The organism is Tepidimonas sp. HKU78 (assembly GCF_049860815.1).
In the GTDB taxonomy this organism is placed as follows: Bacteria; Pseudomonadota; Gammaproteobacteria; order Burkholderiales; family Burkholderiaceae_C; genus Tepidimonas.
Genome location: NZ_CP187547.1, coordinates 1,007,378 through 1,033,216, shown reverse-complemented (window position 1 = coordinate 1,033,216; position 25,839 = coordinate 1,007,378). Strand labels below are relative to the sequence as shown.

20 protein-coding genes and 2 pseudogenes are annotated in these 25,839 nt (G+C 62.3%); 15 read left to right on the top strand and 7 right to left on the bottom strand.

Annotation, left to right across the window (positions count from 1 at the left end):
- Positions 1-102: 102 nt before the first annotated feature.
- From acnA to ACPYIS_RS04990, 9 genes are all read left to right on the top strand, one after another.
- Complete coding sequence (gene acnA / locus ACPYIS_RS05030) at positions 103-2,856, top strand: aconitate hydratase AcnA (protein WP_133599423.1); 2,754 nt, start codon at positions 103-105, stop codon at positions 2,854-2,856.
- A 252-nt stretch (positions 2,857-3,108) separates the two neighbouring features.
- Positions 3,109-4,185 carry an IS5 family transposase gene (locus ACPYIS_RS05025; RefSeq protein WP_424859298.1) on the top strand — a complete coding sequence of 359 codons (1,077 nt, stop codon included), beginning with the start codon at positions 3,109-3,111 and terminating at the stop codon, positions 4,183-4,185.
- Between the two features lie 191 nt (positions 4,186-4,376).
- The gene (locus tag ACPYIS_RS05020; protein ID WP_424895001.1) at positions 4,377-4,730 is read left to right on the top strand and encodes a hypothetical protein; all 354 of its coding nucleotides are present in this window, start codon (positions 4,377-4,379) and stop codon (positions 4,728-4,730) included.
- Positions 4,731-4,897: 167 nt separating this feature from the next.
- Complete coding sequence (locus ACPYIS_RS05015) at positions 4,898-6,223, top strand: TolC family protein (protein WP_424895002.1); 1,326 nt, start codon at positions 4,898-4,900, stop codon at positions 6,221-6,223.
- Positions 6,224-6,225: 2 nt separating this feature from the next.
- Positions 6,226-7,824, top strand: a complete 1,599-nt coding sequence (locus tag ACPYIS_RS05010) for an efflux RND transporter periplasmic adaptor subunit (protein WP_424859865.1) — start codon at positions 6,226-6,228, stop codon at positions 7,822-7,824.
- Positions 7,825-7,840: 16 nt separating this feature from the next.
- Positions 7,841-11,095, top strand: coding sequence for a CusA/CzcA family heavy metal efflux RND transporter (locus ACPYIS_RS05005; RefSeq protein WP_424859866.1), 3,255 nt, complete (start codon positions 7,841-7,843; stop codon positions 11,093-11,095).
- Positions 11,029-12,042, top strand: a complete 1,014-nt coding sequence (locus ACPYIS_RS05000) for an IS5 family transposase (RefSeq protein WP_424895004.1) — start codon at positions 11,029-11,031, stop codon at positions 12,040-12,042. Before ACPYIS_RS05005 ends, ACPYIS_RS05000 begins: the two co-directional genes overlap by 67 nt.
- 161 nt (positions 12,043-12,203) lie before the next feature.
- Positions 12,204-12,803, top strand: a complete 600-nt coding sequence (locus ACPYIS_RS04995) for a hypothetical protein (protein WP_425973937.1) — start codon at positions 12,204-12,206, stop codon at positions 12,801-12,803.
- Between the two features lie 95 nt (positions 12,804-12,898).
- Positions 12,899-13,726 carry a three-Cys-motif partner protein TcmP gene (locus ACPYIS_RS04990; RefSeq protein WP_424859868.1) on the top strand — a complete coding sequence of 276 codons (828 nt, stop codon included), beginning with the start codon at positions 12,899-12,901 and terminating at the stop codon, positions 13,724-13,726.
- Here ACPYIS_RS04990 and ACPYIS_RS04985 read toward each other — a convergent pair.
- From ACPYIS_RS04985 to phnC, 7 genes are all read right to left on the bottom strand, one after another.
- Positions 13,723-14,469, bottom strand: coding sequence for a DUF5131 family protein (locus ACPYIS_RS04985; protein ID WP_019562217.1), 747 nt, complete (start codon positions 14,467-14,469; stop codon positions 13,723-13,725). The two genes, ACPYIS_RS04990 and ACPYIS_RS04985, sit on opposite strands and share 4 nt — an antisense overlap.
- Before the next feature lie 15 nt (positions 14,470-14,484).
- Complete coding sequence (locus tag ACPYIS_RS04980; protein WP_019562218.1) at positions 14,485-14,820, bottom strand: helix-turn-helix domain-containing protein; 336 nt, start codon at positions 14,818-14,820, stop codon at positions 14,485-14,487.
- 81 nt (positions 14,821-14,901) lie between these two features.
- Positions 14,902-15,297, bottom strand: coding sequence for a lysozyme (locus ACPYIS_RS04975; RefSeq protein WP_424859869.1), 396 nt, complete (start codon positions 15,295-15,297; stop codon positions 14,902-14,904).
- Positions 15,298-15,733: 436 nt separating this feature from the next.
- Positions 15,734-16,714, bottom strand: a complete 981-nt coding sequence (locus tag ACPYIS_RS04970) for a phosphonate dehydrogenase (protein ID WP_424859870.1) — start codon at positions 16,712-16,714, stop codon at positions 15,734-15,736.
- 17 nt (positions 16,715-16,731) lie between these two features.
- Positions 16,732-17,532 (bottom strand): phosphonate ABC transporter, permease protein PhnE, encoded by an 801-nt coding sequence (gene phnE, locus ACPYIS_RS04965; protein ID WP_424859871.1) that lies wholly within the window; start codon positions 17,530-17,532, stop codon positions 16,732-16,734.
- Complete coding sequence (gene phnD, locus ACPYIS_RS04960; protein WP_424859872.1) at positions 17,529-18,407, bottom strand: phosphate/phosphite/phosphonate ABC transporter substrate-binding protein; 879 nt, start codon at positions 18,405-18,407, stop codon at positions 17,529-17,531. The genes phnE and phnD overlap by 4 nt, the downstream gene beginning before the upstream one ends.
- Positions 18,401-19,243, bottom strand: a complete 843-nt coding sequence (gene phnC / locus ACPYIS_RS04955; RefSeq protein ID WP_424859873.1) for a phosphonate ABC transporter ATP-binding protein — start codon at positions 19,241-19,243, stop codon at positions 18,401-18,403. The genes phnD and phnC overlap by 7 nt, the downstream gene beginning before the upstream one ends.
- Before the next feature lie 186 nt (positions 19,244-19,429).
- Between phnC and ACPYIS_RS04950 the strand changes: the two are divergent.
- The 6 genes and pseudogenes from ACPYIS_RS04950 to ACPYIS_RS04925 form a co-directional block, all read left to right on the top strand.
- Positions 19,430-19,705, top strand: a pseudogene (locus tag ACPYIS_RS04950) (transposase); the annotation flags it as partial.
- Between the two features lie 264 nt (positions 19,706-19,969).
- On the top strand, positions 19,970-20,530 hold the full coding sequence (locus ACPYIS_RS04945; RefSeq protein WP_425973932.1) for a helix-turn-helix domain-containing protein: 561 nt from the start codon (positions 19,970-19,972) through the stop codon (positions 20,528-20,530).
- A 32-nt stretch (positions 20,531-20,562) separates the two neighbouring features.
- Entirely contained in the window at positions 20,563-21,864 is a 1,302-nt protein-coding gene (locus tag ACPYIS_RS04940) for an IS256 family transposase (RefSeq protein WP_425973930.1), read from the top strand.
- 99 nt (positions 21,865-21,963) lie between these two features.
- Positions 21,964-22,254, top strand: a pseudogene (locus tag ACPYIS_RS04935) (DNA methyltransferase); the annotation flags it as partial.
- Positions 22,255-22,896 carry a hypothetical protein gene (locus ACPYIS_RS04930; protein WP_424895005.1) on the top strand — a complete coding sequence of 214 codons (642 nt, stop codon included), beginning with the start codon at positions 22,255-22,257 and terminating at the stop codon, positions 22,894-22,896.
- Between the two features lie 12 nt (positions 22,897-22,908).
- Entirely contained in the window at positions 22,909-25,833 is a 2,925-nt protein-coding gene (locus ACPYIS_RS04925; RefSeq protein WP_425973928.1) for a type III restriction-modification system endonuclease, read from the top strand.
- Positions 25,834-25,839: the final 6 nt, after the last annotated feature.

Below are 25,839 nucleotides of genomic sequence, written 5' to 3'. Positions count from 1 at the left end.
CAGGAAGGTCGCCATTTCCGGCATAATTGGGCGCCTGACGCCGGCGCCGTCTCCGCGCGCCGCGCGGATTCTCCCCTCCTCGCTGCAGCCACGGAGCCCCACATGGCCGACTCCTTCGCCACCCGCGCGCATCTCGACCTCAACGGCAAGACCTACACCTACTACAGCCTGCCGAAACTGGCCCAGCGATTCGATCTGGCGAAGCTGCCGTACTCGATGAAGATCCTGCTGGAGAACCTGCTCCGGCACGAGGACGGCGTCACCGTGCTGCCCGAGCACATCGAGGCGGTCGCGAAGTGGGATCCGCTGAAGGAGCCGGACACCGAGATCGCGTTCATGCCCGCCCGCGTGGTGCTGCAGGACTTCACCGGCGTGCCCTGCGTGGTCGACCTCGCCGCGATGCGCGACGCGGTGACGCGGCTCGGCGGCAACCCGGCCCAGATCAATCCGCTGATCCCGTCCGAGCTGGTGATCGACCACTCGGTGCAGGTCGACGTGTTCGGCCGTCCGGACGCGCTCGACCTCAACGGCAAGATCGAGTTCGAGCGCAACAAGGAGCGCTACAGCTTCCTGCGCTGGGGCCAGAAGGCGTTCCGCAACTTCAAGGTGGTGCCGCCCAACACCGGCATTGTGCACCAGGTGAACCTCGAGTACCTCGCGCGCGTGGTCGTCGAGCGCGAAGTGGACGGCGTGCTGCAGGCGTTCCCGGACACCGTGTTCGGCACCGACTCGCACACCACCATGATCAACGGCATCGGCGTGCTCGGCTGGGGCGTCGGCGGCATCGAGGCGGAAGCGGCGATGCTCGGCCAGCCCTCGTCGATGCTGATTCCGCAGGTGGTCGGCTTCAAGCTGACCGGCCGGCTGCCGGAGGGCTCCACCGCCACCGACCTCGTGCTCACCGTCACCCAGATGCTGCGCAAGCTCGGTGTGGTCGGAAAGTTCGTCGAGTTCTTCGGCGACGGCCTGCAGCACCTGCCGCTGGCCGACCGCGCCACCATCGCCAACATGGCGCCCGAGTACGGCGCCACCTGCGGCATCTTCCCGATCGACGCCGAGGCGCTGAACTACCTGCGCCTGTCCGGCCGTCCGGAGGCGCAGATCGCGCTGGTCGAGGCCTACGCCAAGGCGCAGGGCCTGTGGCACGAGCCCGGCCAGGCGGAAGCGCAGTACTCCGCGGTGCTGCATCTCGACCTCGGCGACGTCAAGCCGTCGCTGGCCGGCCCGAAGCGCCCGCAGGACCGCGTGCTGCTGCAGGACATGCAGGCCAACGCGCGCGACGCGATCGCCGGCCTCACCGCCAAGCGCACGCCGAAGGCGGCGGTCGAGACCATGGCCGCCGAGGGCGGTGCGCAGCCGCAGGCCGCGCACCTGGCCGCCCGTCCGATCTCGAAGCTGCGCATCCAGGACCAGGACTGCGAGCTCACCGACGGCTCGGTGGTGATCGCCGCGATCACCTCCTGCACCAACACCTCCAACCCGGCGGTGATGCTCGGTGCCGGCCTGCTCGCGCGCAACGCCGCGCGACTGGGCCTGAAGGCCAAGCCGTGGGTCAAGACCTCGCTCGCACCGGGCTCGCGGGTGGTCACCGACTACCTGAAGAAGGCCGGCGTGCTCGACGATCTGGAGAAGCTCGGCTTCTACGTGGTCGCCTACGGCTGCACCACCTGCATCGGCAACTCCGGCCCGCTGCCGGACGAGGTCTCGCGCGCGATCGCCGAGAACGACCTCGTGGTCGCCTCGGTGCTGTCGGGCAACCGCAACTTCGAGGGCCGCGTGCACCCCGAGGTGAAGATGAACTACCTCGCCTCGCCGCCGCTGGTGGTCGCCTACGCGATCGCGGGCACGGTCGACATCGACCTGAGCAAGGACCCGCTGGCGCACACGCCCGACGGCAAGCCGGTCTATCTGCGCGACATCTGGCCGAGCAACAAGGAGATCGGCGACGTCATCGCCGCGACCATCGGCCCGGAGATGTTCGCCAAGAACTACGCCGACGTGTTCAAGGGCGACACCCGCTGGAACCAGATCGAATCGCCGGAGGGCGAGTCGTACAAGTGGGACGCCTCGTCGACCTACATCAAGAACCCGCCCTATTTCGACGGCATGAGCATGAACGTCGGCACCATCGACGACGTGCACGGCGCGCGCGTGCTGGGTCTGTTCGGCGACTCGATCACCACCGACCACATCTCCCCGGCCGGCAGCATCAAGAAGGACTCGCCGGCGGGCCGCTACCTGATCTCGCGCGGCGTGCAGCCGGCCGACTTCAACAGCTACGGCTCGCGCCGCGGCAACGACGAAGTGATGGTGCGCGGCACCTTCGCCAACATCCGCATCAAGAACCTGATGCTGGGCGGCGAGGAAGGCGGCAACACGATCTACTTCGGCAAGGACGGCTCGCGCGAGAAGCTGGCGATCTACGACGCGGCGATGAAGTACAAGGCCGACGGCGTGCCGCTGGTGGTGATCGCCGGCAAGGAATACGGCACCGGCTCCTCGCGCGACTGGGCGGCCAAGGGCACCAAACTGCTGGGCGTGAAGGCGGTGATCGCCGAGAGTTTCGAGCGCATCCACCGCTCCAACCTGGTCGGCATGGGCGTGTTGCCGCTGCAGTTCCTCGACGGCCAGAACGCGCAGACGCTCGGCCTCGACGGCACCGAGACCTACGACATCGTCGGCCTCGCCGACGGCCAGTCGAAGACCGCCACCGTCATCGCCCGCAAGGCCGACGGCGGCGAGGTCCGCTTCGAGGTGCGCGTGCTGCTGCTGACGCCGAAGGAAGTCGAATACTTCCGCCACGGCGGCATCCTGCATTACGTGCTGCGCCAGCTCGCCGCGAAGAAGGCCGCCTAAGCCGCTGCGGATCGGGCGGAAGCCCCGCCCGCGCCAGCGGCGCGGGCGTTCGGAAGGGCCGCGCGGCAGTGCCGCGCAAGCGGCCCTCCCTCACCCGCCACGGCGGCATCCTGCATTACGTGCTGCGCCAGCTCGCCGCGAAGAAGGCCGCCTAAGCTGCTGCGGATCGGGCGGTCGCGCCATGTCACGCCATAGGGCACTTCTCGAAACCTCCCTAACCGTTGTCGCCAGTGAGCCGGCATGATGTCGCCCATGATCACCCCGCGCATCAAGCCCTCGTCCTTCTGGCGCTCTCAGCCCGGCGCTGACCTGTTCGTGCAAGACCAACGCCAAGCCAAGCTCGGCGGCTTCATCGCCAACCTGGCAGCAATGGACGAACTGATCGACTTCGCGGCCATTGCCGCCCGGGTCGACACCGCCTGCCCTCGCGCTGACCGTAGCAAAGGCGGGCGCCCGCCGTACCCCACCGAGGTGATGGTGCGGCTGCTGTTCATCCAGTCGCTGTACAACCTCAGCGACGAGGACTGCGAGTACCAGGTGCTGGACCGCATGAGCTTGCCGCACTTCTGCCGCCTGGACGCAGCACTGCACATCCCCGATGCGCGCACGCTGTGGAGTTTCAAGCAGCGCTTGGCCCAAGGCGGGCTGGGCGGGCGCGCCATCTTCGAGGCGGTGAGCCTGCAGTTGCAGCAGCACGGCTACATCCCGCGCGGCGGGCAGATCGTGGATGCCAGCATCGTGCAGGCACCGCTCACCCAGGCGAACAAGGACGAGCGCGAAGCGCTCAACGAAGGCCGCAGGCCCGAGGGCTGGAATGCCAAGCGGCTGCAGCACACCGACCGCGACGCGCGCTGGACCAAGAAGCACGGCAAGAGCTTCTACGGCTACAAGGTGCACGCCAACGCGGACGCGCGCTACAAGCTGATCCGCCGGGTCAAGGTCACGCCGGCCAATGTCGATGACGGCCAGACGCTCAAGGAGGTGCTGGACCGCGCCAACACCGGCGCGCGGCTGCTGGCCGACCGAGGCTACGACGCGCAGACCAACCGCCAGTTGCTGCAGGCCCACGGGCTGCGCGACGGCATCGCGCGGCGTGCCAAGCCCGGGCAGGAGCGGCGCGTGCGACTGGACGCGCGCAACAAGGCGATCAACCGCGTCCGCGCCAGAGGCGAACATGTGTTCGCCGGCCTCGAGCAGTTGGGCGGCAAGTGCGTGCGGGCGATGACGCTGGCGAGAAACGAACTGGCGATCCTGCTGAAGTGCGCGGCGTACAACGCCAAGCGGCTGGTCTGGCTGGTGCGCCATGACCCGTGCGGGTGTGCGCGATGAAGGGAGAGGTGCGCCCGCTGCAGCCTGCAAACGCCGTTCTGCAGGGCCTCGGGCGCCCGCCAAGGCTGCGATGACGGGGCCTGAGCGGCACCGAGAACCCCGAACTGAACGACGCGAGCGCCCTCATGCCGGTTCAGCTCTCGGAAATGGGGTTTTGCGAAGTGCCCTGTAGCTGCTACACTGTTACCCCTATGCGCAAATGGCTGGCCCTCGTCTTGCTGGTGTTCTTGCCGCTTCAATTCAGTTGGGCGGCAGTGGCCAGTTATTGCCAGCATGAAACCGGAGCTGCGGCCAAGCACTTCGGCCACCATGCGCATCAGCACAAGGCGGCCGACGGCAAGGATGCCAGCCCTGATCCGGCCAAGACCCTGGGTGGCGATCCTGATTGCGCGTCCTGTCATGCCGGGTGCTTCTCGGTCTTGTCAGGGGATGTGAAGCTGGCGTCGCCAGTCAGCCCGTCCCTGGTTACGGGGTATCTCCCGGAGCACCTTGCTGCGCCTCCACCTGAACGTTTAGAGCGCCCTCAGTGGCGTGTCCTCGCCTGATCGGCGGGGAGCGCGTTCCTTTCCCTTCGTCCTCACCCCTGCCGTCGCGCATGGCGCGCTACGGTATCCAGCCGGCTTCGCGCGGCTGATGTGATGACGTTGCTGGCGATCATCTGGATCGCCCCCCCGCCGATTCCCTTGTGTATTTCAAATCACTGGAGAATCGGATGCTGAAGGATATTCACAATTACAACGCGAGGGCGGTTGCGGCAGGCTTGCTCCTTGCGCTCATGACGGGGACGGCTTTCGCTCAGTTATTGCCGACGGCACCAGCTCTTGGGCAGAGCGCCAACGGCGTAGAGCAGATTGAAGCAGCAACGCCCCTGACCCTGCAAAAGGCCGTCGCGCTGGCTTTGGAGGCGAATCTTGACCTGACTGTCGCCCAACGGGAGATCGAGGCCGTGGAGGGCCAGGTAATTCAGGGACGAGTACGTCCTAATCCCGAGCTGGCGTACTCGCTCGAAGACCAACGCACGCCAACCCGCACGCAAAGCGTCCAGATCAATCTGCCCATCGAGCTGGGGGGCAAGCGCGCTGCCCGCATTGCCGCGGCAGAGCGAGGGCGTGACGTCGCAGTTGAAGAACTGAACACGCGGCGCGTCGAAATTCGCGCCGCTGTGGTCGCCGCCTTCTTCGAAACGCTGGCAGCCCAGGAGCGTGTAGCACTGGCTCTTGACAGTGTCGATTTGGCGAGAAAAGCGACCGACGCGGTTGCCAAGCGCGTGGCAGCGGGTAAGGTTTCTCCCGTCGAAGAATCAAAGGCCCGGGTGGCTGAGGCCGGGGTGCGCGTTGAACTCGCCCAGGCGCAAAGCGAGCTGCGCAACGCTCGGGGACGTCTTGCCAGCTTGCTGGGTGCCAATCCACCTCGCTTCACCCTCGTCGCGGGCAATATTGAAGCGCTCCCGCCCGTTCCAAGCTTCGACAGTGTCCAGCAACGCCTGTCTGTCTCGCCAACCTTGCGTCGTGCGCAGCTAGAGGTGGAACGCCGCAGATCACTGGTCGATTTGGAGCGCAGCAAGCGGGTACCCGATGTCACCTTCAGCCTGGGAGTGAAGCGCTCCAATGAGCTGCAGCGTGATCAGCTGCTGTTCGGCGTCTCCGTGCCGTTGCCGTTGTTTGATCGCAATCAGGGCAACTTGCTGGAAGCGCTGAAGCGCGAAGACAAAGCCCGGGACGAACTCCAGGCGTTGAACGTGCGAGTCGGCACTGAAGTGATGCAAGCCCGCGAGCGGCTGGACGCCATTCGCAGGGAAGTCGAGGTCTTGCAACGGGACGTACTCCCCGGGGCTAAGAGTGCCTACGACGCAGCCACCATCGGATTCGAGAACGGCAAGTTCAACTTCCTCGAAGTGCTAGACGCGCAGCGCACCTACTTCGCCGCCAAGTCCCAATACCTCAAGGCACTGGCCGAAGCGCATCGCGCGGCGGCGGACATTGACCGGGTGCTCGGCGACTCCACCCCGAATGCCGACAAGCCATCCAATCAGGAATGAATATGAAAATCGACACAAAAAAACTGAACATCAGCAAAAAGCAGTTGGTCGCCATCGCTGCAATTGCCGTGACTGGCGTAGTGCTTGGCACCGCCATTCTGAGCAACAAGACAAGCAAGACGGCGGAAGATGATGGCCACGGTCATGGCAGCCACGTTGAAGCGAAAGCGCACAGTGATGGTGAGCACCACGGCAAGACGAGTGGCGATGGGCACGATCATGACAAAGGCCACGCTGACGGCGAGCACCACGAAGGCCCCAGCAAGGGGCCTCATGGCGGCAAGCTGTTCAAGGAAGGAGATTTTGGGCTGGAGGCTTTGCTGGCCGAGGACGGAGGCGAACCACGCCTGCGGATCTGGCTGTTCAGCAAAGATAAGCCGCTTCCAAACAATGCAGCCAAAGTCAGCGCCACCATCACGCGCTTGACCGGAGAGACGCAGACCCTCAACTTTGCACCTGACAAGGACAGCCTGGTGAGCCGTGAGGTGGTGCCCGAGCCACACGCGTTCGAGATCAGCATCGTTGCCCAGACTGCCACCGAGTCCTTCATGTTCGTCCTGAACCAAGAGGAAGGGAAGGTCGAGCTTAGCGATGCACAAATCAAGGCCGCATCCATTGGCATCGACACGGCAGGTCCTGCGCGCATCAAGTCTGTTTTGCAATTGCCAGGCGAAATTCGTCTGAATGAAGACCGGACTTCGCACATTGTTCCGCGCATTGCGGGGGTGGTCGAGAGTGTGCAGGTCAGTCTGGGGCAGGCGGTCAGACGAGGCCAAGTTTTGGCCGTCATCGCCAGCCCGGCGGCATCAGAGCTGCGCAGCGAGTTGCAGACAGCACAAAAGCGATTGACCTTGGCCAAGACCACGTATGAGCGTGAAAAGCGGCTCTGGGAGCAGAAGATCTCTGCCGAGCAGGACTACCTGCAAGCCAAGCAAGCCTTACACGAGGCAGAGGTCGCCGTGGCCAACGCCCAGCAGAAGCTGTCCGCCTTGGGTCTGACATCAGGATCTTCGGGGGGGCTCAATCGCTTCGAGCTGCGCGCGCCATTCGACGGCTTGGTGATTGAAAAGCATCTGAGCCTGGGTGAAGCCGTCAAGGAAGACGCCGCCGTGTTTACCGTGTCCGATCTGGGGCAGGTTTGGGCTGAAATCAACGTGCCAGCCAAGGACTTGCCGCTGGTTAGAGTCGGCGAAAAAGTGACCATCAAGGCAACTGCATTCGATGCCAGCGCTACTGGCGTCATCACCTTTGTTGGGTCGCTGATTGGCGAACAAACCCGCATGGCCAAGGCCCGCGTGGTTTTGTCCAACCCCAAGGGCGTTTGGCGTCCTGGTCTGTTTGTCAGTGTGGAGGTGACTGCATCGGAGGCGGAAGTACCCGTGACTGTGGCCAGTGACGCCATTCAGACCTTGGGCGACAAGCCCGTGGTGTTCCTGAAAGTGAACGGAGGCTTCATTGCCCAGCCCGTGCAGTTGGGCCGCAGTGATGGCAAGCGGGTCGAGGTGGTGCAAGGACTCAAGCCGGGGGCTCCCTACGCGGCAGCAGGAAGTTTTGTCGTGAAGTCTGAGCTCGGCAAAGCCTCTGCCGAACACACCCATTGATACCGGAGTCGCGCACATGTTTGAAAAACTTATTCGAGCAGCCATCGAACATCGATGGTTGGTGTTGCTAGCAGTCATCGGTATGGCGGCCGTCGGCGTATTCAACTACCAGAAGCTCCCCATCGATGCAGTGCCGGACATCACCAACGTCCAAGTGCAGATTAACACCCAAGCGCCGGGATATTCCCCTCTGGAAATCGAGCAGCGTGTGACTTACCCGATTGAAACCGCGATGGCGGGTCTTCCCAATCTGGAGCAGACCCGTTCCTTGTCCCGCTACGGGCTGTCGCAAGTGACTGTGATCTTCAAGGATGGCACCGACATCTACTTTGCGCGCCAATTGGTCAACGAACGCATCCAGGAGGCGCGCGACAAGTTGCCCCCCGGAATTACCCCGACCATGGGTCCGATTTCGACCGGCTTGGGCGAGATCTACCTGTGGACGGTCGAAGCCAAGGATGGTGCGAAGAAGCCTGATGGCCAACCCTATACGGCCACCGATCTGCGCGAGATTCAGGACTGGATCATCAAGCCACAGTTGCGCAACGTGCCCGGCGTCACAGAAATCAACTCCATTGGCGGCTATTCCAAGGAATACCAGATCGCCCCTAATCCTGAGCGCCTCACCTCGCTGGGCGTCACCTTGCAGGACATCGTGACGGCATTGGAGCGCAACAACGGCAACGTGGGCGCGGGCTATATCGAAAAGCGTGGCGAGCAATATCTGATTCGAGCGCCCGGTCAGGTCAAAACCTTGGAGGACATCAGCAACGTGATCGTCAGCAGCGTCGGTGGTGTGCCGATCCGGGTGCGTGACGTGGCCGAGGTTGGGCTGGGGCGTGAACTGCGCACGGGTGCCGCCACAGCCAACGGGCGCGAAGTGGTGCTGGGCACGGCCTTCATGCTCATCGGGCAAAACAGCCGAACGGTTTCCCAGGCCGTCGACAAAAAAATGAAAGAAATCAACCGCAGCCTGCCTGAAGGCGTGCATGCGGTCACCGTTTACGACCGTACCGTGTTGGTGGATAAAGCCATCAGCACGGTGAAGAAGAATTTGTTGGAAGGTGCGATCCTGGTGATCGTGATCCTGTTCCTATTCCTGGGCAACATTCGAGCGGCCATCATCACGGCGACCGTGATTCCCTTGTCAATGCTGTTCACCTTCACGGGGATGGTGACCAACAAGGTGAGTGCCAATCTGATGAGCCTCGGGGCGCTGGACTTCGGCATCATCATCGACGGTGCGGTTGTGATTGTCGAGAACTGTGTCCGTCGTCTCGCGCATGCGCAAGCTCAATACGGCAGGCCGTTGACGCGGGCGGAACGCTTTCACGAGGTGTTCCTGGCATCGAAGGAATCACGCCGCGCGCTGCTGTTCGGGCAACTCATCATCATGGTGGTCTACCTGCCCATCTTCGCCCTGACGGGGGTGGAAGGGAAGATGTTCCACCCGATGGCGTTCACGGTGGTGGCTGCACTCGTGGGGGCCATGATCCTGTCGGTGACCTTCATTCCGGCTGCGGTCGCACTGTTCATTGGCAACCGCGTCAGCGAGAAGGAAAACTTCTTGATGGTGCAAGCCAAGCGCTGGTATGGCCCGCTGCTGGATCGCGTGATGGAGGCCAAGGCTGTTGTGTTGGCTGCCGCAGCCGTGGCAGTGGTGCTGTGCGGTTTGATCGCAACGCGCATGGGCAGTGAGTTCGTGCCCAGCTTGAACGAAGGAGACTTCGCCATTCAGGCCTTGCGCATTCCTGGCACCAGTTTGTCGCAATCGGTGGCGATGCAGCAGCAACTGGAAGCAACGCTGAAAGCCAAATTTCCAGAGATCGACCGTGTATTTGCACGCACTGGAACGGCGGAAATTGCCTCCGACCCCATGCCACCGAACATTTCTGACGGCTACATCATGCTCAAGCCAATGTCTGAGTGGCCCGAGCCGCGCAAGTCGCGCGACGAATTGCTGGCGGCCATTCAGGAGGTCGTGGGCAAGATACCGGGTAACAACTACGAATTCTCCCAGCCGATCCAACTTCGATTCAACGAACTCATCTCGGGGGTGCGCAGCGATGTGGCGGTGAAGATTTTTGGCGACGACATGGATGTCTTGAACAAGACGGCCGAGGAGGTCTCGTCCATGCTGCAGAAGATTCCCGGCGCTTCCGAAGTCAAGGTGGAGCAGACCACCGGCTTGCCGATGCTGACCGTGAACATCGACCGCCAGAAAGCCGCGCGCTATGGGCTGAACGTGGCCGACATCCAGGACGCCGTGGCCACCGCCATCGGTGGGCGCGAGGCCGGCACGCTGTTCGAGGGCGACCGCCGCTTCGACATTCTGGTGCGCTTGCCCGAGTCCTTGCGTAATGACTTGGAAAGCATGAAGCGCCTGCCGATTCCTCTGCCGCGCGCAACGGGTGGCGCGGGCGGCGGCGAGGGCCGAACCAACTTCATCCAACTGGCCGAGGTGGCGAGCTTCGAGCTGGCGCCCGGCCCCAACCAGATCAGCCGGGAAAACGGCAAGCGCCGCATCGTGGTCAGCGCCAACGTGCGTGGCCGTGATGTCGGTTCCTTTGTGGCCGATGCTGAAGCTGCTTTGGCGCAGGTCAAGATTCCCGCAGGCTACTGGACGAGCTGGGGTGGCACATTTGAAAACCTGCAGTCCGCGACACAGCGATTGCAAATCGTCGTCCCTGTGTCGTTGCTTCTGGTCTTCGTATTGCTGTTTGCAATGTTCGGCAATGTCAAGGATGGTTTGCTGGTCTTCACCGGTATTCCGTTTGCCTTGACCGGCGGCATTCTGGCGCTGTGGCTGCGCGACATTCCTCTGTCGATTTCCGCTGCCGTGGGCTTCATCGCGCTGTCAGGTGTGGCCGTGCTCAATGGCCTAGTGATGATTTCCTACATCCGCAGCTTGCGCGAGGACGGAACGCCGCTGGATGAAGCCATCCGCGAGGGCGCGCTGACACGCTTGCGGCCGGTGCTGATGACGGCCCTAGTGGCGTCGCTGGGTTTCATCCCGATGGCGATTGCCACGGGAACAGGCGCGGAAGTGCAACGCCCGCTGGCTACCGTAGTGATCGGAGGCATCTTGTCTTCCACCGTGCTGACGCTGCTGGTGCTACCGATTCTGTATCGGCTGGCCCATCGTCCAGACGAGGAAATGGAGGATGTCACTGCCGAACCGGTACATCCGCAGGCTGCGGCTTCGTGCAGGACCAGCGCCAAGCCAAGCTCGGCGGCTTCATCGCCAACCTGGCAGCAATGGACGAACTGATCGACTTCGCGGCCATTGCCGCCCGGGTCGACACCGCCTGCCCTCGCGCTGACCGTAGCAAAGGCGGGCGCCCGCCGTACCCCACCGAGGTGATGGTGCGGCTGCTGTTCATCCAGTCGCTGTACAACCTCAGCGACGAGGACTGCGAGTACCAGGTGCTGGACCGCATGAGCTTGCCGCACTTCTGCCGCCTGGACGGAGCACTGCACATCCCCGATGCGCGCACGCTGTGGAGTTTCAAGCAGCGCTTGGCCCAAGGGGGACTGGGCGGGCGCGCCATCTTCGAGGCGGTGAGCCTGCAGTTGCAGCAGCACGGCTACATCCCGCGCGGCGGGCAGATCGTGGATGCCAGCATCGTGCAGGCACCGCTCACCCAGGCGAACAAGGACGAGCGCGAAGCGCTCAACGAAGGCCGCAGGCCCGAGGGCTGGAATGCCAAGCGGCTGCAGCACACCGACCGCGACGCGCGCTGGACCAAGAAGCACGGCAAGAGCTTCTACGGCTACAAGGTGCACGCCAACGCGGACGCGCGCTACAAGCTGATCCGCCGGGTCAAGGTCACGCCGGCCAATGTCGATGACGGCCAGACGCTCAAGGAGGTGCTGGACCGCGCCAACACCGGCGCGCGGCTGCTGGCCGACCGAGGCTACGACGCGCAGACCAACCGCCAGTTGCTGCAGGCCCACGGGCTGCGCGACGGCATCGCGCGGCGTGCCAAGCCCGGGCAGGAGCGGCGCGTGCGACTGGACGCGCGCAACAAGGCGATCAACCGCGTCCGCGCCAGAGGCGAACATGTGTTCGCCGGCCTCGAGCAGTTGGGCGGCAAGTGCGTGCGGGCGATGACGCTGGCGAGAAACGAACTGGCGATCCTGCTGAAGTGCGCGGCGTACAACGCCAAGCGGCTGGTCTGGCTGGTGCGCCATGACCCGTGCGGGTGTGCGCGATGAAGGCAGAGGTGCGCCCGCTGCAGCCTGCAAACGCCGTTTTGCAGGGCCTCGGGCGCCCGCCAAGGCTGCGATGACGGGGCCTGAGCGGCACCGAGAACCCCGAACTGAACGACGCGGGCGCCCTCATGCCGGTTCAGCCTTCGGAAACGGGGTTATGCGAAGTGCCCTACTACAAGCAGGTCAAGGATGGAAACCGTCATCCTTACGAGGAGTTCTTCGCCAGGAACTCGAAGAACCCGGAACTGGCGCTGCGCGACGCGCTGGAGTGGTGGCACGAGGCCGACTTCGACCACTCGTTTGAAGAGCGCACGATCTATGAGTGGTCGCCCCGGCTGCGCGAGCTGCTGGCACGCGATCGCATTCTCAAACTGACCGAACAGGAGTTCGTGGATGCCGTTTCCCGGGTGCACGCGATCCGAGATCACGCGATCAAGCAGGAAAACGAGCACTTGGGCTTGCCCGACCGACCGCAGGCTGGCGACGACAAGGTGCAGAAGTTCGGCGAGTGGCTGTGGAAGCAACGCTCGCGCGAAGGCAAGACGATGCTCGATCTGCTGAACTACGTTGTGTGGGGAAGTGGCCATGTGGCAGAGCGCATTTGGAATGCCATTCGCAGTGACGACTGGGCAATCCCTCATATCGGTCTGAGCAGTCTTGGCGAGATCGTCGGCTGGGCCAGGCCTGACGAGTATCCGCCGAGGAACATGCGTACGAGTAAGGGACTGCGAGCGCTTGGGTACAACGTCAAGATTGGGATGTGATGCCCACTGCAGCCAGCAGGCCCAAGACCGTAGATCGACCGACACCGTAAGAGCAGGTCCAGATCGAAGAACCAGAGGGGACGAGGTGATCATCGATGGGAAAGTTGATCGAAGGTGACGACGGGATGCCGGCTGAGGAGGTGGGCAGCTGGGCCAAAGAGAAGCATGACTACCTTTGCCGGTACATCGACATCTCCCGCGCAACCCGAGCAAAGTACATCGGTGATCGAAAAGGGGGCGCCACGTTCATCGACCTCTTCTGCGGACCAGGCAGGTGCCAGGTCCGGGAGACTGGGGATTGGATTGACGGTGGCGTTGTTGCTGCGTGGAAGAAAAGCTGTGAAGGCGGAGCACCCTTCACGCAGATCTACATTGCCGACCTCGATGCACAACGGCGGCGGGCGGCCGCCGAACGACTGCGGCAGTTGAATGCACCAGTCATTGAAATTGATGGTGCTGCAGCACAGGCCGTGAAAGAGGTCGTCACCCGGGTGAATCCCTACGGCCTGAATTTTGCCTTCCTTGATCCGTTTGACCTGGCCAACCTGAGCTTCGACATCATCGTCGCGTTGGCCAGCCTGAAGCGAATCGACATGCTGATTCACGTCAGTCAAATGGACTTGCAGCGGAATGCGGTTTCCTACGCGATTGCCGATGAATCTGCCTTCGATTCCTTCGCGCCGGGATGGCGGGACAAGGTAGCCCGCGACCAATCGCAGCAAGCGTTGCGGCAACAGGTCCTCCAGTATTGGCGAGGAAAGGTAGCAGACCTCGGGGTGTGGCCATCCACCGAGATGAGGCTGCTCAAGGGCGGGAAGAACCAGCCCCTGTATTGGTTGTTGCTAGCAGCGAAACACGAGCTCGCACACAAGTTCTGGGCAACCGCGTCCAACGTGGAAGGCCAGGGTAAGTTCGACTTCTAAGCGCAAGTCATCGCTTCCGGGTACTCGTCCCACGTGCGGCCCCGGAAGATGCGGCCGTTTGCCTTCTTGTGGCGCTTGACACCGTCGGCACCCCAGCCGCCCCATTGCTTGAAAAAGAATGCCGCACCAGCAGCCTCGGCCTGGGCCTGTACGTTCGCCACCCATTCTTCTCGCATCGGCCGGGCTTTGTGCCCGGACTCGCCACCGACGATGACCCAGTGAATGTCGCGCAGGTCGATTCGTCCGAGGTCTTCCAGCAGCGGCTCGACGGACAAGAATCGAATATGCGCATCTACCTTGCGCAGGTGTGCGATGCGCGGAACGCCGTACTTCTTGTCTTCGACCGACACTCCAAGCCAAACATTTCTCGGGCAGGCACGGCGAGCAAAGTACTCCGGTAACCGTTCCGCGCGCTTGGTGAGGATCTGGTACGTGTGGTGAGGGGTACGCTCGATGATCGAGAACACACGATCCAGGAAGGCGTCCGGAACGGCCTCGTGGAACAGATCGCTCATGCTGTTGACGAAGTACGTTGTCGGCTTTTTGCGCAGCAGGGGCTGTTCGAGCCGGGTCTCATGCAACGTGAGCTTGAACCCGTTCTCGTAGCCGGGCGCGCCCATGGCGTGGAGCCGGCGCGCCATCACTTCCGCGTAGCAGTTCTTGCACCCCGGTGAAACCTTGGTGCAACCGGTGGTTGGGTTCCACGTCTGCTCAGTCCACTCGATGGTCGATTGAGTCGCCACGTCAGCCTCCAGTGATCATTGAGGCGCAGCACGCGTAACGCGAGTCTGCGCGTGTTCGGACACAAAGGCATCCACCAACCGAGATAGCGCCAAGCGCGCCTGCCGCAGGTCGGGGTCCGCCAGGGCGGCGCGAATGCGTTCTGCCAGTTGGTCGGCGGTGGGGGCGTCTTCCGCGTTTGCCGCATGCACCAGCTGCATGCACTGCTCGATCACTCGGATCGGTGGGCTTGCCTTGCCGCTCTCGTAGCGGCTCACCGAGGACTGTTTCACGCCCAGGAAGGCAGCGAACTCTTTCTGGCTGCGCCCGTTGCGGGCGGCTTTGACCAGTTCTCCCACGCTGGTGATCGCCATTGCCTTAGCCGTTGATGCGTCAAGAGCATAATTTATCACGTCAATGCACATAATGCATGCACGTCCCTGCTCCCGGATCTGTTACCCGTGCACGAGAAGACGCGCCTCGGCTTCCCGTCGAGCAACAAGTCCTGGCAACACCCTGCCACCGCCGTACACCCACCGGCGAAGTTCAGCGGCGGCGGCTGACCAGTCCCGCTGATTGACCCGCCGCCGCAGCGTCGATGTCTGCAGCCGCCCGGCGCCGAGGTTGAACGTGAAGTCTGTAATGGCCGCCAGCCGTCCCTCGGGCTCCGCGGCCAGCACCGGGCAGTACCGCAACGTGGCAGCAAGCGCCACCTTCAGATCCTGGGCGAGGTAGGCCTCGGCCTCGCCTTCCGTGATCGGCGGGTGCTTCGGGTCGCACAGATGCCCGTAGCCGATGACCCGTGCGGGTGTGCGCGATGAAGGCAGAGGTGCGCCCGCTGCAGCCTGCAAACGCCGTTTTGCAGGGCCTCGGGCGCCCGCCAAGGCTGCGATGACGGGGCCTGAGCGGCACCGAGAACCCCGAACCGAGTGACGCGGGCGCCCTTATTTCGGTTCAGCTCTCGGAAATGGGGTTTTGCGAAGTGCCCGAATGTAATGACCTCAGCTGAAACGTCCTGGGTTGAAACCACTATCAGAGGCCAAGAACGATCAGTGTTGTAGCCTGACCCCTCGAAGTATCTGGTGTTTGCCATGCGCCCATTTGGGCTTACCCCATGAGCTGCGCCGTGCAGAGAACATCATCGCTAAACCACTTCGATGATGACTCAAGTCATTTCCCCTTGGCGAGCAGAATGGCATCACACGGGCAGGTTGCACCCAGCCATAGGACATAGGCTCTGAAGCCGCGCCCATTTCAGCTGGCGTGCAAACCGCCGAGCAACCATACCTATGCTGCCGCGCTGGCCTCGACAGCAACATCACTCAAACTCTCGCCCCTGAGTGAGCGGACTAGGTTCTCAGCAGCCCGCATTTCAATTTCGAACCGTACGCGTCTCACAGCCGAGCCGATGTGGGGAGTGAGTACTGTTCTGGGGTTGTTGATCAATCCCGGATGAATTTCGCGAGGTCTGTCTGGAAGTAGCCAATCTTCCATCTCATAGACGTCAGCGGCGTACGCGCCAAGTTGCTCATTCGCCAAGGCATCGACAACCGCCCTTTCGTCGACCACAGACCCCCTACCCACGTTTACAAGGATCTGGCCCTTTTTCGATAGTTGAAGCACCCTGGAGTCAACCAGGTGGCGCGTATCGCTAACAAGAGGCACTGCCAGGAACACATAGTCCGATGTGCTGAAAGCCTCATCGAGCGTGACCAGTTCGACCTGATCTAGACGCACATTTGGGTCTACACCAAGCAGCCGCGCGCAGCCAAAGCCCGCGAGTCGCGCCAATATGGCCTGCCCAACTTTTCCGAGACCGATCACGCTGGCCACCGACCCATGAAGCCCGGTTCCGTATAGAGCTGGCCTCCACCCAGAGTAGCCTGCTCTTGTAGCGGCGTCACCCTGAAGCACGTTCCTGCCAGCAGCAATAGCCAATCCGATGGCCAGCTCGGCTGTGGGCTCTGTGAGGAGGTCAGGAACAAAGGTGACGGTCACCCCGGCTTGTGCGCAAGCCCTCAGGTCAAAGTTGTCATACCCCTTCAGGGCGCAAGCGATGGTCTTGAGCCTGGGAGCGTGCAACAGGGTTCGCTGATCTACCCAGTCAGACATGAAAGCCATCATTGCGTCGGCATCCTTCAGATGACGGTGGAGCTCGGCCTCGCTCCACGGCTCAGGACCGGGATTCATCACCACTTCACCAACCTGCATAAGACGCGCCAGTACCTCTTCATGGATGGGCTGCGTCACCACAATTTTCGGCATCATTACCTTCCTCTCTCTTTCTATTTCAGATGTTTGCGAAGCGCCGACCCAATGCCGTCGACCACGAGCACGCATATGAGGATGGACAGCAAAATGGCTGAGACCTCGTCATACTTGACAAGGCGAAGTGCTGCCATCAGCTCGAAGCCGATGCCGCCCGCACCCACGATGCCCATCACTGCCGATGCGCGAAAGTGATATTCCCATCGGTAGATGGTGATGTCCGCCAACTGGGGCAAAACCTGCGGTAACACAGCATGGGTGATGACCTGAAACCGGCTTGCGCCCGCGGCCTTAGCGGCCTCCAGAGGTTTCGGGTCCACGTGCTCTATGGCTTCGGCGTAGAACTTGGCTACCATGCCCGTGGAATGCAGGGCCAACGCCAGCACACCCGGCAGAGCGCCGAAACCAACGGCCGCGACGAACAGAATGCCCAGGATAATTTCAGGCACAGACCGGAATGCCGCCAGGATGACTCTGGCCACTCTTCCCACCAAAGGATTGGGGGTGGTGTTTGGAGCCGCCAGGAGCGCCAGCGGAAGTGAAAGCACGATAGTCAGTGCTGTGCCGGCAATCGACATCGCCAAGGTGTCCCTCAGCGGGATGACCCAGTGCTCCCAGCGGTCGAAGTTGGGAGGGACCATCTCAGATAAGAGCTGCTTGACAGCCGGGGCGCCTTCGATGAACCGCTGTGCATCGAAGAACCCCGTGACGTACAGGGCTACAAGGCAAACCAGAAGGACGAACGCTGTATTGCGCAGTCCAATGAACTGCTCCCGCTTGTCGCGACTGATGATGTTCTCGAATGCAGCCGAGGTCATTGCATACGGCCCAAATCAAGCTTCAGGATGGTTGCGGTATCCCTAAGGACGTCATATGCAGCGTCATCAGTGGGGGCAAACGCCTGGACACGAAACGCCTTGAGCACCTCAGCATCCTTCATGTCCAGAAAGGCAGAGCGGATGGCAGCTTTGAGCTCAGGCTTGAGGTCCCCCTGCATGACGACCGGATAGTTTGGAATGGGAGCAGAAAGGTCAAGCTGAACAATCTTCGTGGCATCAATGCTTCCTCGAGCGATGAGGTTGTCCAGAATCGGCTTGGACAGAGCCCCGGCTGGAATCTGACCCGACTGCACCGCACGTGCGACCGCGTCATGTGCCCCAAGGTGAACTGGCCGATAGTCCTTCTCACCATCAAGCTTGTACTTCTTGAGCAGGTGTGCACGTGGTACAAGGTGGCTTGATGTGGACGCCTGGTCGCCAAATCCGAAGGGCTTGCCGCGCACGTCTTCAAGCGTTTTCACCGGCCCTCCGGCCGTTGCGATGAAGACCGACTGGTATGTGGGCGACCCACGTTCAACGCCCACCGCAAAGGGCTCAATCCCGGGCGCCTTAGATTTGGCCAAAACGTACGAAAACGGTCCAAAGTACGCTACCTCAATCCGACCGAACCGCATTGCCTCGATCATCGAGGAGTAATCGGTAGTCACCACAATCTCAACATCCTTCTTGAGCCGCTGTTCAAGATAGCGCTTAAGAGGCTGCGCGTTCTGGATGATGCTGGCAGCGTTCTCATCTGGAAGAAGGGCGACACGAAGCTTTGATGGATCCTTTCCCTGCGCATGAGCCCACAGAGGAAGGAGTGCAGCAAAAGAAGCTGCGCTGACAACAAGACAGAAGTTACGGCGATTCAGCATGGCAAGAGCTCCTTGGTTTGACTGGATTGAAGAGTTCGGGGGCTATCAGTGGACGCACTCGTGTTGGAAGCGTTGGACTGCTTTGCATAGAGGTTCCGCACAACATCAGGACTCAGCTGCTCTGCCCTACCCTCGAATACAACAGCTCCCTGGCGGAGCCCAATGATTCGGTCTGCAAACGAGCGCGCGAGCTCCACCTGGTGAAGACTCACGATTGCGGTGAGGTGGTCCTTCTTGCAGATCTCATGCAACAAGGTGAGCACGCTATGTGCGGTTACCGGGTCCAGGCTGGCAACAGGCTCATCGGCCAGCAGGATTCGTGGCTTCTGTATTAGCGCCCTAGCTATGCCTACGCGCTGCTGCTCCCCCCCAGACAAGGCATCAGCCCGGGAGAGCGCCTTTTCGAGCAGCCCGACACGCTCAATCACTGTGAGCGCCTCCAGCTTGTCCTTCTTGCTCCACGGCCATAGCGAAGCGAATGCACCCCTGTCACCGAGCTTTCCCATCAGAACATTCCTGAGGACCGACTGACGTCCAATCAGATGATGCTGCTGGAAAACCATCCCACAGCGCTTGCGGTGCTCTCTCAGCGTCTTTGCGTTGACTACCCCACCTGCCAGGCCAGGTATCGATACCTCGCCTTTTGTGGGCAGCACCAGTCCATTGATGCTTCGTAACAAGGTGGACTTCCCTGCGCCCGAGGCGCCCAGAAGCACCAAAAACTCTCCCTGCTTCACATCCAGACTCGTCGGGTGCAAGGCCACGGTCGAGTCACCGTAGCGGACGGAAACTCCCTTGAGACTCAGAACGACGTCTCGGTCCTTCTCCAACTTCATGTTGTTACCTTTGCAAGTTTCTGCCTGCGAGCAGCGCGAGAGCGCTTATGACGCACATTTGCCGCAGAAAGAAGTTCGATACGGCTAGGCATGCGTGCAGTTTATTCGTGGAATGTGACATCAATATGAAACTTGCACCCCGAAAAATAGGGGTATCTATAGATAACACCTATGTCTGGACTCACGCTCATCAAGGCGGCAGCACCCCAGGCGCGCGACTTCACCAACCGGCGCGTGCGCAAGCCCGACGGGCAGGACGAGGCCGAGCGGCTGCGCAACCGCACCAAGAGCCGCGCTCGGGCGCGCGTGGAGCACCCGTTTCACGTGCTCAAGCGCCTGTGGGGGTTCGTCAAGGTGCGCTACCGCGGACTTGCCAAGAACGCCAACCGCGTCTTCACGGCGCTAGCGATGGTCAATCTGTATATGGCCGCGCGGCGCGTGCCGGCGTTGGTGCGCCCATAGTGCGCCCAATGCGGGCCAGGTGGCCCGAAAACGGGCCCGCAGGGGCCGCCAGAGCGAGCAAAATCGTGCCGCCCAAGCCCGTACAGCCCGCATCGCTACCCCTGCTGCAACTTGATCAGCGTTTCCCTAGGTGTCAGGCGACACCGTAAATTGACCCCCTAGCGACACGAGGAACTGACCCCCTCGTTCGCAAGGAGGCCATCGTTGGAAACGAAGCACATTGAGGTAGATCCTGTGCGCCGTGTGGTTTGCGGAGTGCAGGAGATGTTGGAGCCGGAAGCGATCACGACGATCGTTCGCTTGGGGCAGTCGGGGTGGGGCGCGAAGCGGATCGCCAGGACGTTGGGCGTCGCGCGCAACACGGTGCGGCGGTATCTGAACGCGGGTGGGCCGGTGCCGTATAAGCGGCCACAGCGCACCGGCGTTTTGGTCGGTCATGAAGCATGGCTGCGGGAGCGCTACCTGCAGCACCGGGGTAACTGCGACGTGGTGCGTCAGCAGTTGAGCAAGGAGCTTGGGATCGACACGAGCCTGCGCACGGTCGAGCGCGCGTGCCGAGGGTTCCGCCAGGAACTCGAAGCGAGTCGCCGTGCGACGATCCGCTTCGAGACCGCGCCGGGTGAGCAAATGCAGATCGACTTTGGGCAGACGCGCGTGATGATCGGCGGCGAGTCGGTACGGGTGTTCCTCTTTGTGGCCACACTGGGCTACTCACGCAAGGGGTTTGCCTGCGCATTCCGCCACGAGCGCCAAAGCGCCTGGTTCGCTGGCATCGAGGCGGCGTTCGCCCACTTCGGCGGAGAGGGTGTCAGGATTTTTGTGTGAGGGGCCTACCATGACGACTTCCAGGAGCCCCCATGCCACGCAAGAAGACCACCCCCGCCGCGAAGCCGGACGCCATTCTTCCCGACGAGCTGCTTGAGAAGCTGATCCCCGGACCGATGGACGCCGCCGGCGTCGAGGCCGTGTTCCAGAAGCTGAAGAAGGCCGTGATCGAGCGCGCCTTGGGGGCTGAGCTGGGCGTGCACTTGGCCAGCCCCGAGGGCGGCTGCGGGAACCATCGCAACGGCCGCAGCGGCAAGACCGTGCTGACCGACGGCGGGCCGCTGCGGATCGAGGTGCCCCGCGACCGGGCCGGCAGCTTCGAACCGCAGCTGATCCCGAAGCATGAGCGCCGGTTTGCCGGCTTTGACGACCGGATCATCTCGATGTATGCCCGCGGCATGTCGGTGCGCGAGATTCAGGGCCATCTGGCCGAGATGTACGCCATCGAGGTGTCAGCGGAGTTCATCAGCGCCGTCACCGACGCGGTGATGGCCGAGGTGGGGGCCTGGCAGGCCCGGCCGCTGGAGCCGATGTACCCGGTGGTGTTCTTCGATGCCCTGCGGGTGAAGATCCGCGAGGACGGCGTGGTGCGCAACAAGGCGGTGTATCTGGCCTTGGGCGTGCTGCCGGACGGGACCCGCGACATTCTGGGGCTTTGGATCGAGAACACCGAAGGCGCGAAGTTCTGGATGAAGGTGTTCAACGATCTCAAGACCCGCGGGGTCACGGACCTGCTGATCGGCGTGGCCGACGGCCTGAAGGGCCTGCCGGAGGCACTGGAGGCGGTGTTTCCGGCCACGACCCTGCAGACCTGCATCGTGCACCTGATCCGCAACAGCCTCGACTATGCGAGCTGGAAGGACCGTAAGGCGCTGGCCGCGGCGATCAAGCCGATCTACACCGCACCGAGCGCGGAGGCCGCCGAGCGCGCGCTGGACGCGTTCGAGGCAGGGCCGTGGGGCCAGCGCTTCCCGACCGTGGTCGCGGCCTGGCGGCGGGCGTGGAGCCGGGTGATCCCGTTCTTCGCGTTCCCGCCCGAAGTGCGGCGGATCATCTACACCACCAACGCCATCGAGAGCGTGCATTCGCGGTTACGCAAGATCATCAAGAGCCGCGGGCACTTCCCAAGCGACGAGGCGGCCACCAAGCTGATCTGGCTGGCCTTGCGCAACATCACCGCGGACTGGAAGCGGGCGAGCAAGGAGTGGAAATCGGCGATGAACCAGTTCGCGATACCCCCGGCGGCCGCTTCACCCTCGCACCACGCTGAACGACACGAGGACAGATTCAGAAACCGCCCCACACACAAAAAACAGGACATCCCCCGGCGATGAACCAGTTCGCGATACTATACGGCGACCGCTTCACCCTCGCACCACGCTGAACGACACGAGGACAGATTCAGAAACCGCCCCACACACAAAAAACAGGACATCCCCAGGGAAACCGTCGCCGCACGGTACGATGAGCTCGTATTCAAGGATGGTTACGTCTATACAAAGAACTACCGCAAAGATGGAGCGATTCCGCGAAGTCTTCTTATAGACGATCGGTTCGGACGAACTCGAACCGGGAAGACCGAGCTTGCGCATCTAATGGGATTGCAATTATTTGACAATCCAAAGCCCACTAAATTGCTATCCTTTCTGTTATCGATCACGAGCGACAAGGATTCCGTCGTTTTGGACTTCTTTGCTGGGTCTGGCACTACCGGCCATGCTGTCATGGCGCAGAACGCCGCCGATGGTGGCAATCGCCGCTACATCCTCGCCCAGCTTCCAGAGCGACTCGACTCGGATAACAAGGATCAGAAGGTTGCCGCCGATTTCTGCGACAAACTCAATAAGCCTCGCAACATCGCCGAGCTGACCAAGGAGCGCCTCCGCCGCGCCGCAAAGAAGATCAAGGACGAGAACCCGACGTACACGGGCGACCTCGGCTTCCGTGTCTTCAAGCTCGATTCCAGCAACATCCGCGCGTGGGAGCCCGACCGCGACAACCTTGACCAGACGCTCCTTGAGTCCATAGAACACATCAAGGCCGATCGCACCGAGTCCGATGTGCTGTACGAGCTGCTGCTCAAGCTCGGCCTCGACCTCTGCGTCCCCATCGAGACACGCACGTTCGCCGGCAAGGAGGTTCACTCCGTCGGCGGGGGCGTGCTGATGGCATGCCTCGCGCCAAAGATCGAGCGGGCCGAAGTGGAAGCGCTGGCGCAGGGCATCGTGGACTGGCACAAGGCGCTCGCGCCCGCCGGCGACACGACCTGCGTTTTCCGCGACAGCGCCTTCGCCGACGACGTGGCCAAGACCAACATGGCCGCGATCCTCGAGCAGCACGGTATCACCAACGTTCGGAGTCTGTGAGTACGCGCGCCCATGAAACTGCACTTCGAACCCGATCTCGACTACCAGCTCCAGGCCATCGAGGCGGTCTGCGACCTGTTTCGCGGGCAGGAAATCTGCCGCACCGAATTCACGGTTACGCGCGACCCTGCGGACACGCAGATGCGCCTTGGCTTCGCGCATAACGACCTTGGCATCGGCAACCGCCTGACGCTGCTCGACGAGGAACTGCTGGCCAACCTCCAGGCCATCCAGCTTCGCAACGGCATCGCTCCGTCCGAAACGCTCGCCTCAGGCGACTTCACGGTGGAGATGGAGACCGGCACCGGCAAGACCTACGTCTACCTGCGCACGATCTTCGAGCTCAACAAACGCTACGGATTCACCAAGTTCGTGATCGTGGTGCCGTCCATCGCCATCAAGGAAGGCGTCTACAAGTCGCTCCAGATCATGGAGGATCACTTCAGGAGCCTTTACGCAGGCGTGCCCTTCGACTACTTCCTCTACGACTCCGCCAAGCTCGGACAGGTGCGCAACTTCGCCACCAACGCACACATCCAGATCATGGTGGTGACGGTCGGCGCCATCAACAAGAAGGACGTCAACAACCTCTATAAGGACAGCGAGAAGACCGGCGGTGAAAAGCCCATCGACCTGATCAAGGCCACGCGCCCGATCGTGATCGTGGACGAGCCGCAGAGCGTGGACGGCGGGCTGACGGGCGCGGGCAAGCAGGCGCTGGATGCCATGAACCCGCTCTGCACCCTGCGCTACTCCGCCACGCACGTGGACAAGCACCACATGGTCTACCGCCTCGACGCGGTGGACGCCTACGAGCGTCGGCTGGTCAAGCAGATCGAGGTCGCGTCGGCAACGGTGGAAGACGCGCACAACAGGCCGTTCGTGCGTCTGGTGTCGGTCAGCAACAAACGCGGCAGCATCAGCGCCAGGGTGGAGCTGGATGTGGAGACAGCCACCGGCGTGCAGCGCCGCGAGGTCACCGTGTACGACGGCGACGACCTGGAGCAGACGACCCGCCGTCCCATCTACCGCGACTGTCGCATCGGCGAGATCTGCGTTGCCAAAGGAAATGAGTTCCTCGAGCTTCGGGTGCCCGGCGGGGAGCAGTACCTGCGCCCGGGCCAGGCATGGGGTGACGTTGATCCGCTGGCCGTTCAGCGCGAAATGATCCGCCGCACCATCAAGGAACATCTGGACAAGGAGAAGCGCCTGCGCCCGCTCGGGATCAAGGTGCTGTCCCTGTTCTTCATCGACGAAGTCGCGAAGTACAGGCAGTACGACGACGACGGCAATCCGGTCAAAGGCGACTACGCGCGCATCTTCGAGGAGGAGTACAAGCGCCTCGCGAACCATCCCGACTACCGGCCGCTGTTCCAGGAAGTAGACCTGAGCCGCGCCGCAGAGGAGGTTCACGAGGGGTACTTTTCCATCGACAAGAAGTCCAAGCGCGCGGTGGATACGACCGAGAGCAATCAAGCCGGTCGCGAGGCGGCAGAGCAGGCTTACAACCTGATCATGAAGGACAAGGAAAGACTCCTCTCCTTCGACACCCCGCTCAAGTTCATCTTCTCCCACTCGGCGCTGCGCGAGGGCTGGGACAACCCGAACGTGTTCCAGATCTGCACGCTGCGCGACATCAGGACGGAGCGCGAGCGGCGGCAGACCATCGGCCGGGGGCTGCGGCTTTGCGTGAACCAGGATGGCCAGCGCGTTCGCGGGTTCGATGTCAACACGTTGACCGTGATCGCGACCGAAAGCTACGAACAATTCGCCGAGAACCTGCAGAAGGAGATCGAGGCCGAGACCGGCATCCGGTTCGGCATCCTGGAAGCGCACCACTTCGTGGCCGTGAAGGTTACCTCTGAGAGCGGCGAGATGACGCCACTGGGGCTCGAAAAATCGAAGGCGCTCTGGGAGCATCTCAGGTCGGCCGGGTATATCGACGCCCGCGGCAAGGTTCAGGAGTCCCTGAAACAGGCGCTGGCCAACGGCCATATCGAGCTGCCGGATGAGTTCCGTCCGCACCATGCCCAGATCGCCGACATCATCGCGAAGGTCGCCGGTCGCCTCGAGATCAAGAACGCCGACGAACGCCGGCAGGTGCGGCCGCGCCAGGCCATCCTCCACAGTCCGGAGTTCAAGGCGCTGTGGGACCGGATCAAGGACAAGACCACCTACCGGGTCGAATTCGACAACGAGAAGCTGGTCGAGGCGTGCATCAAGGCGCTGCGCGACGCGCCGCCGCTTCCGAAAACGCGGTTGCAGTGGCGAAAGGCGGACATCGCCATTGGCAAGGGGGGCGTGGAAGCGACCGAACGTGACGGCGCACAAACGGTGGTCCTGGACGAAACCGACATCGAGCTTCCCGACCTGCTCACCCAGCTCCAGGACCGCACGCAGCTCACGCGTCGCACCATCTGCCGCGTCCTCACTGGCTGCGGGAGATTGGATGACTTCAAGCGGAACCCGCAGGCCTTCATCGAGCTGGCCGCCGAAGCGATCAATCGATGCAAGCGGCTGGCGATCGTGGATGGGATCAAGTACCAACGGCTCGGCGATGAGTACTACTACGCGCAGGAGCTCTTCGAACAGGAAGAGCTGACCGGCTACATCAGGAACATGCTCACCGAAACCAGGAAGTCCGTATTCGAGAGTGTCGTTTACGACTCGGGCACGGAAGCCGCATTTGCGGACGGCCTCGAGAAGAACGAGGCGGTCAAGGTCTACGCCAAGCTTCCCGGCTGGTTCAAGGTACCGACACCGCTCGGGTCGTATAACCCGGACTGGGCAGTTCTGGTGGAGAAGGATGGTGCCGAGCGGCTCTACCTCGTGGTCGAGACCAAGAGCAGCCTGTTCATGGACGATCTCGGCGACAAGGAGAGCGCGAAGATCAAATGCGGGAAGGCGCACTTCAAGGCATTGGAGGTTCGAGAGTGACCTTGC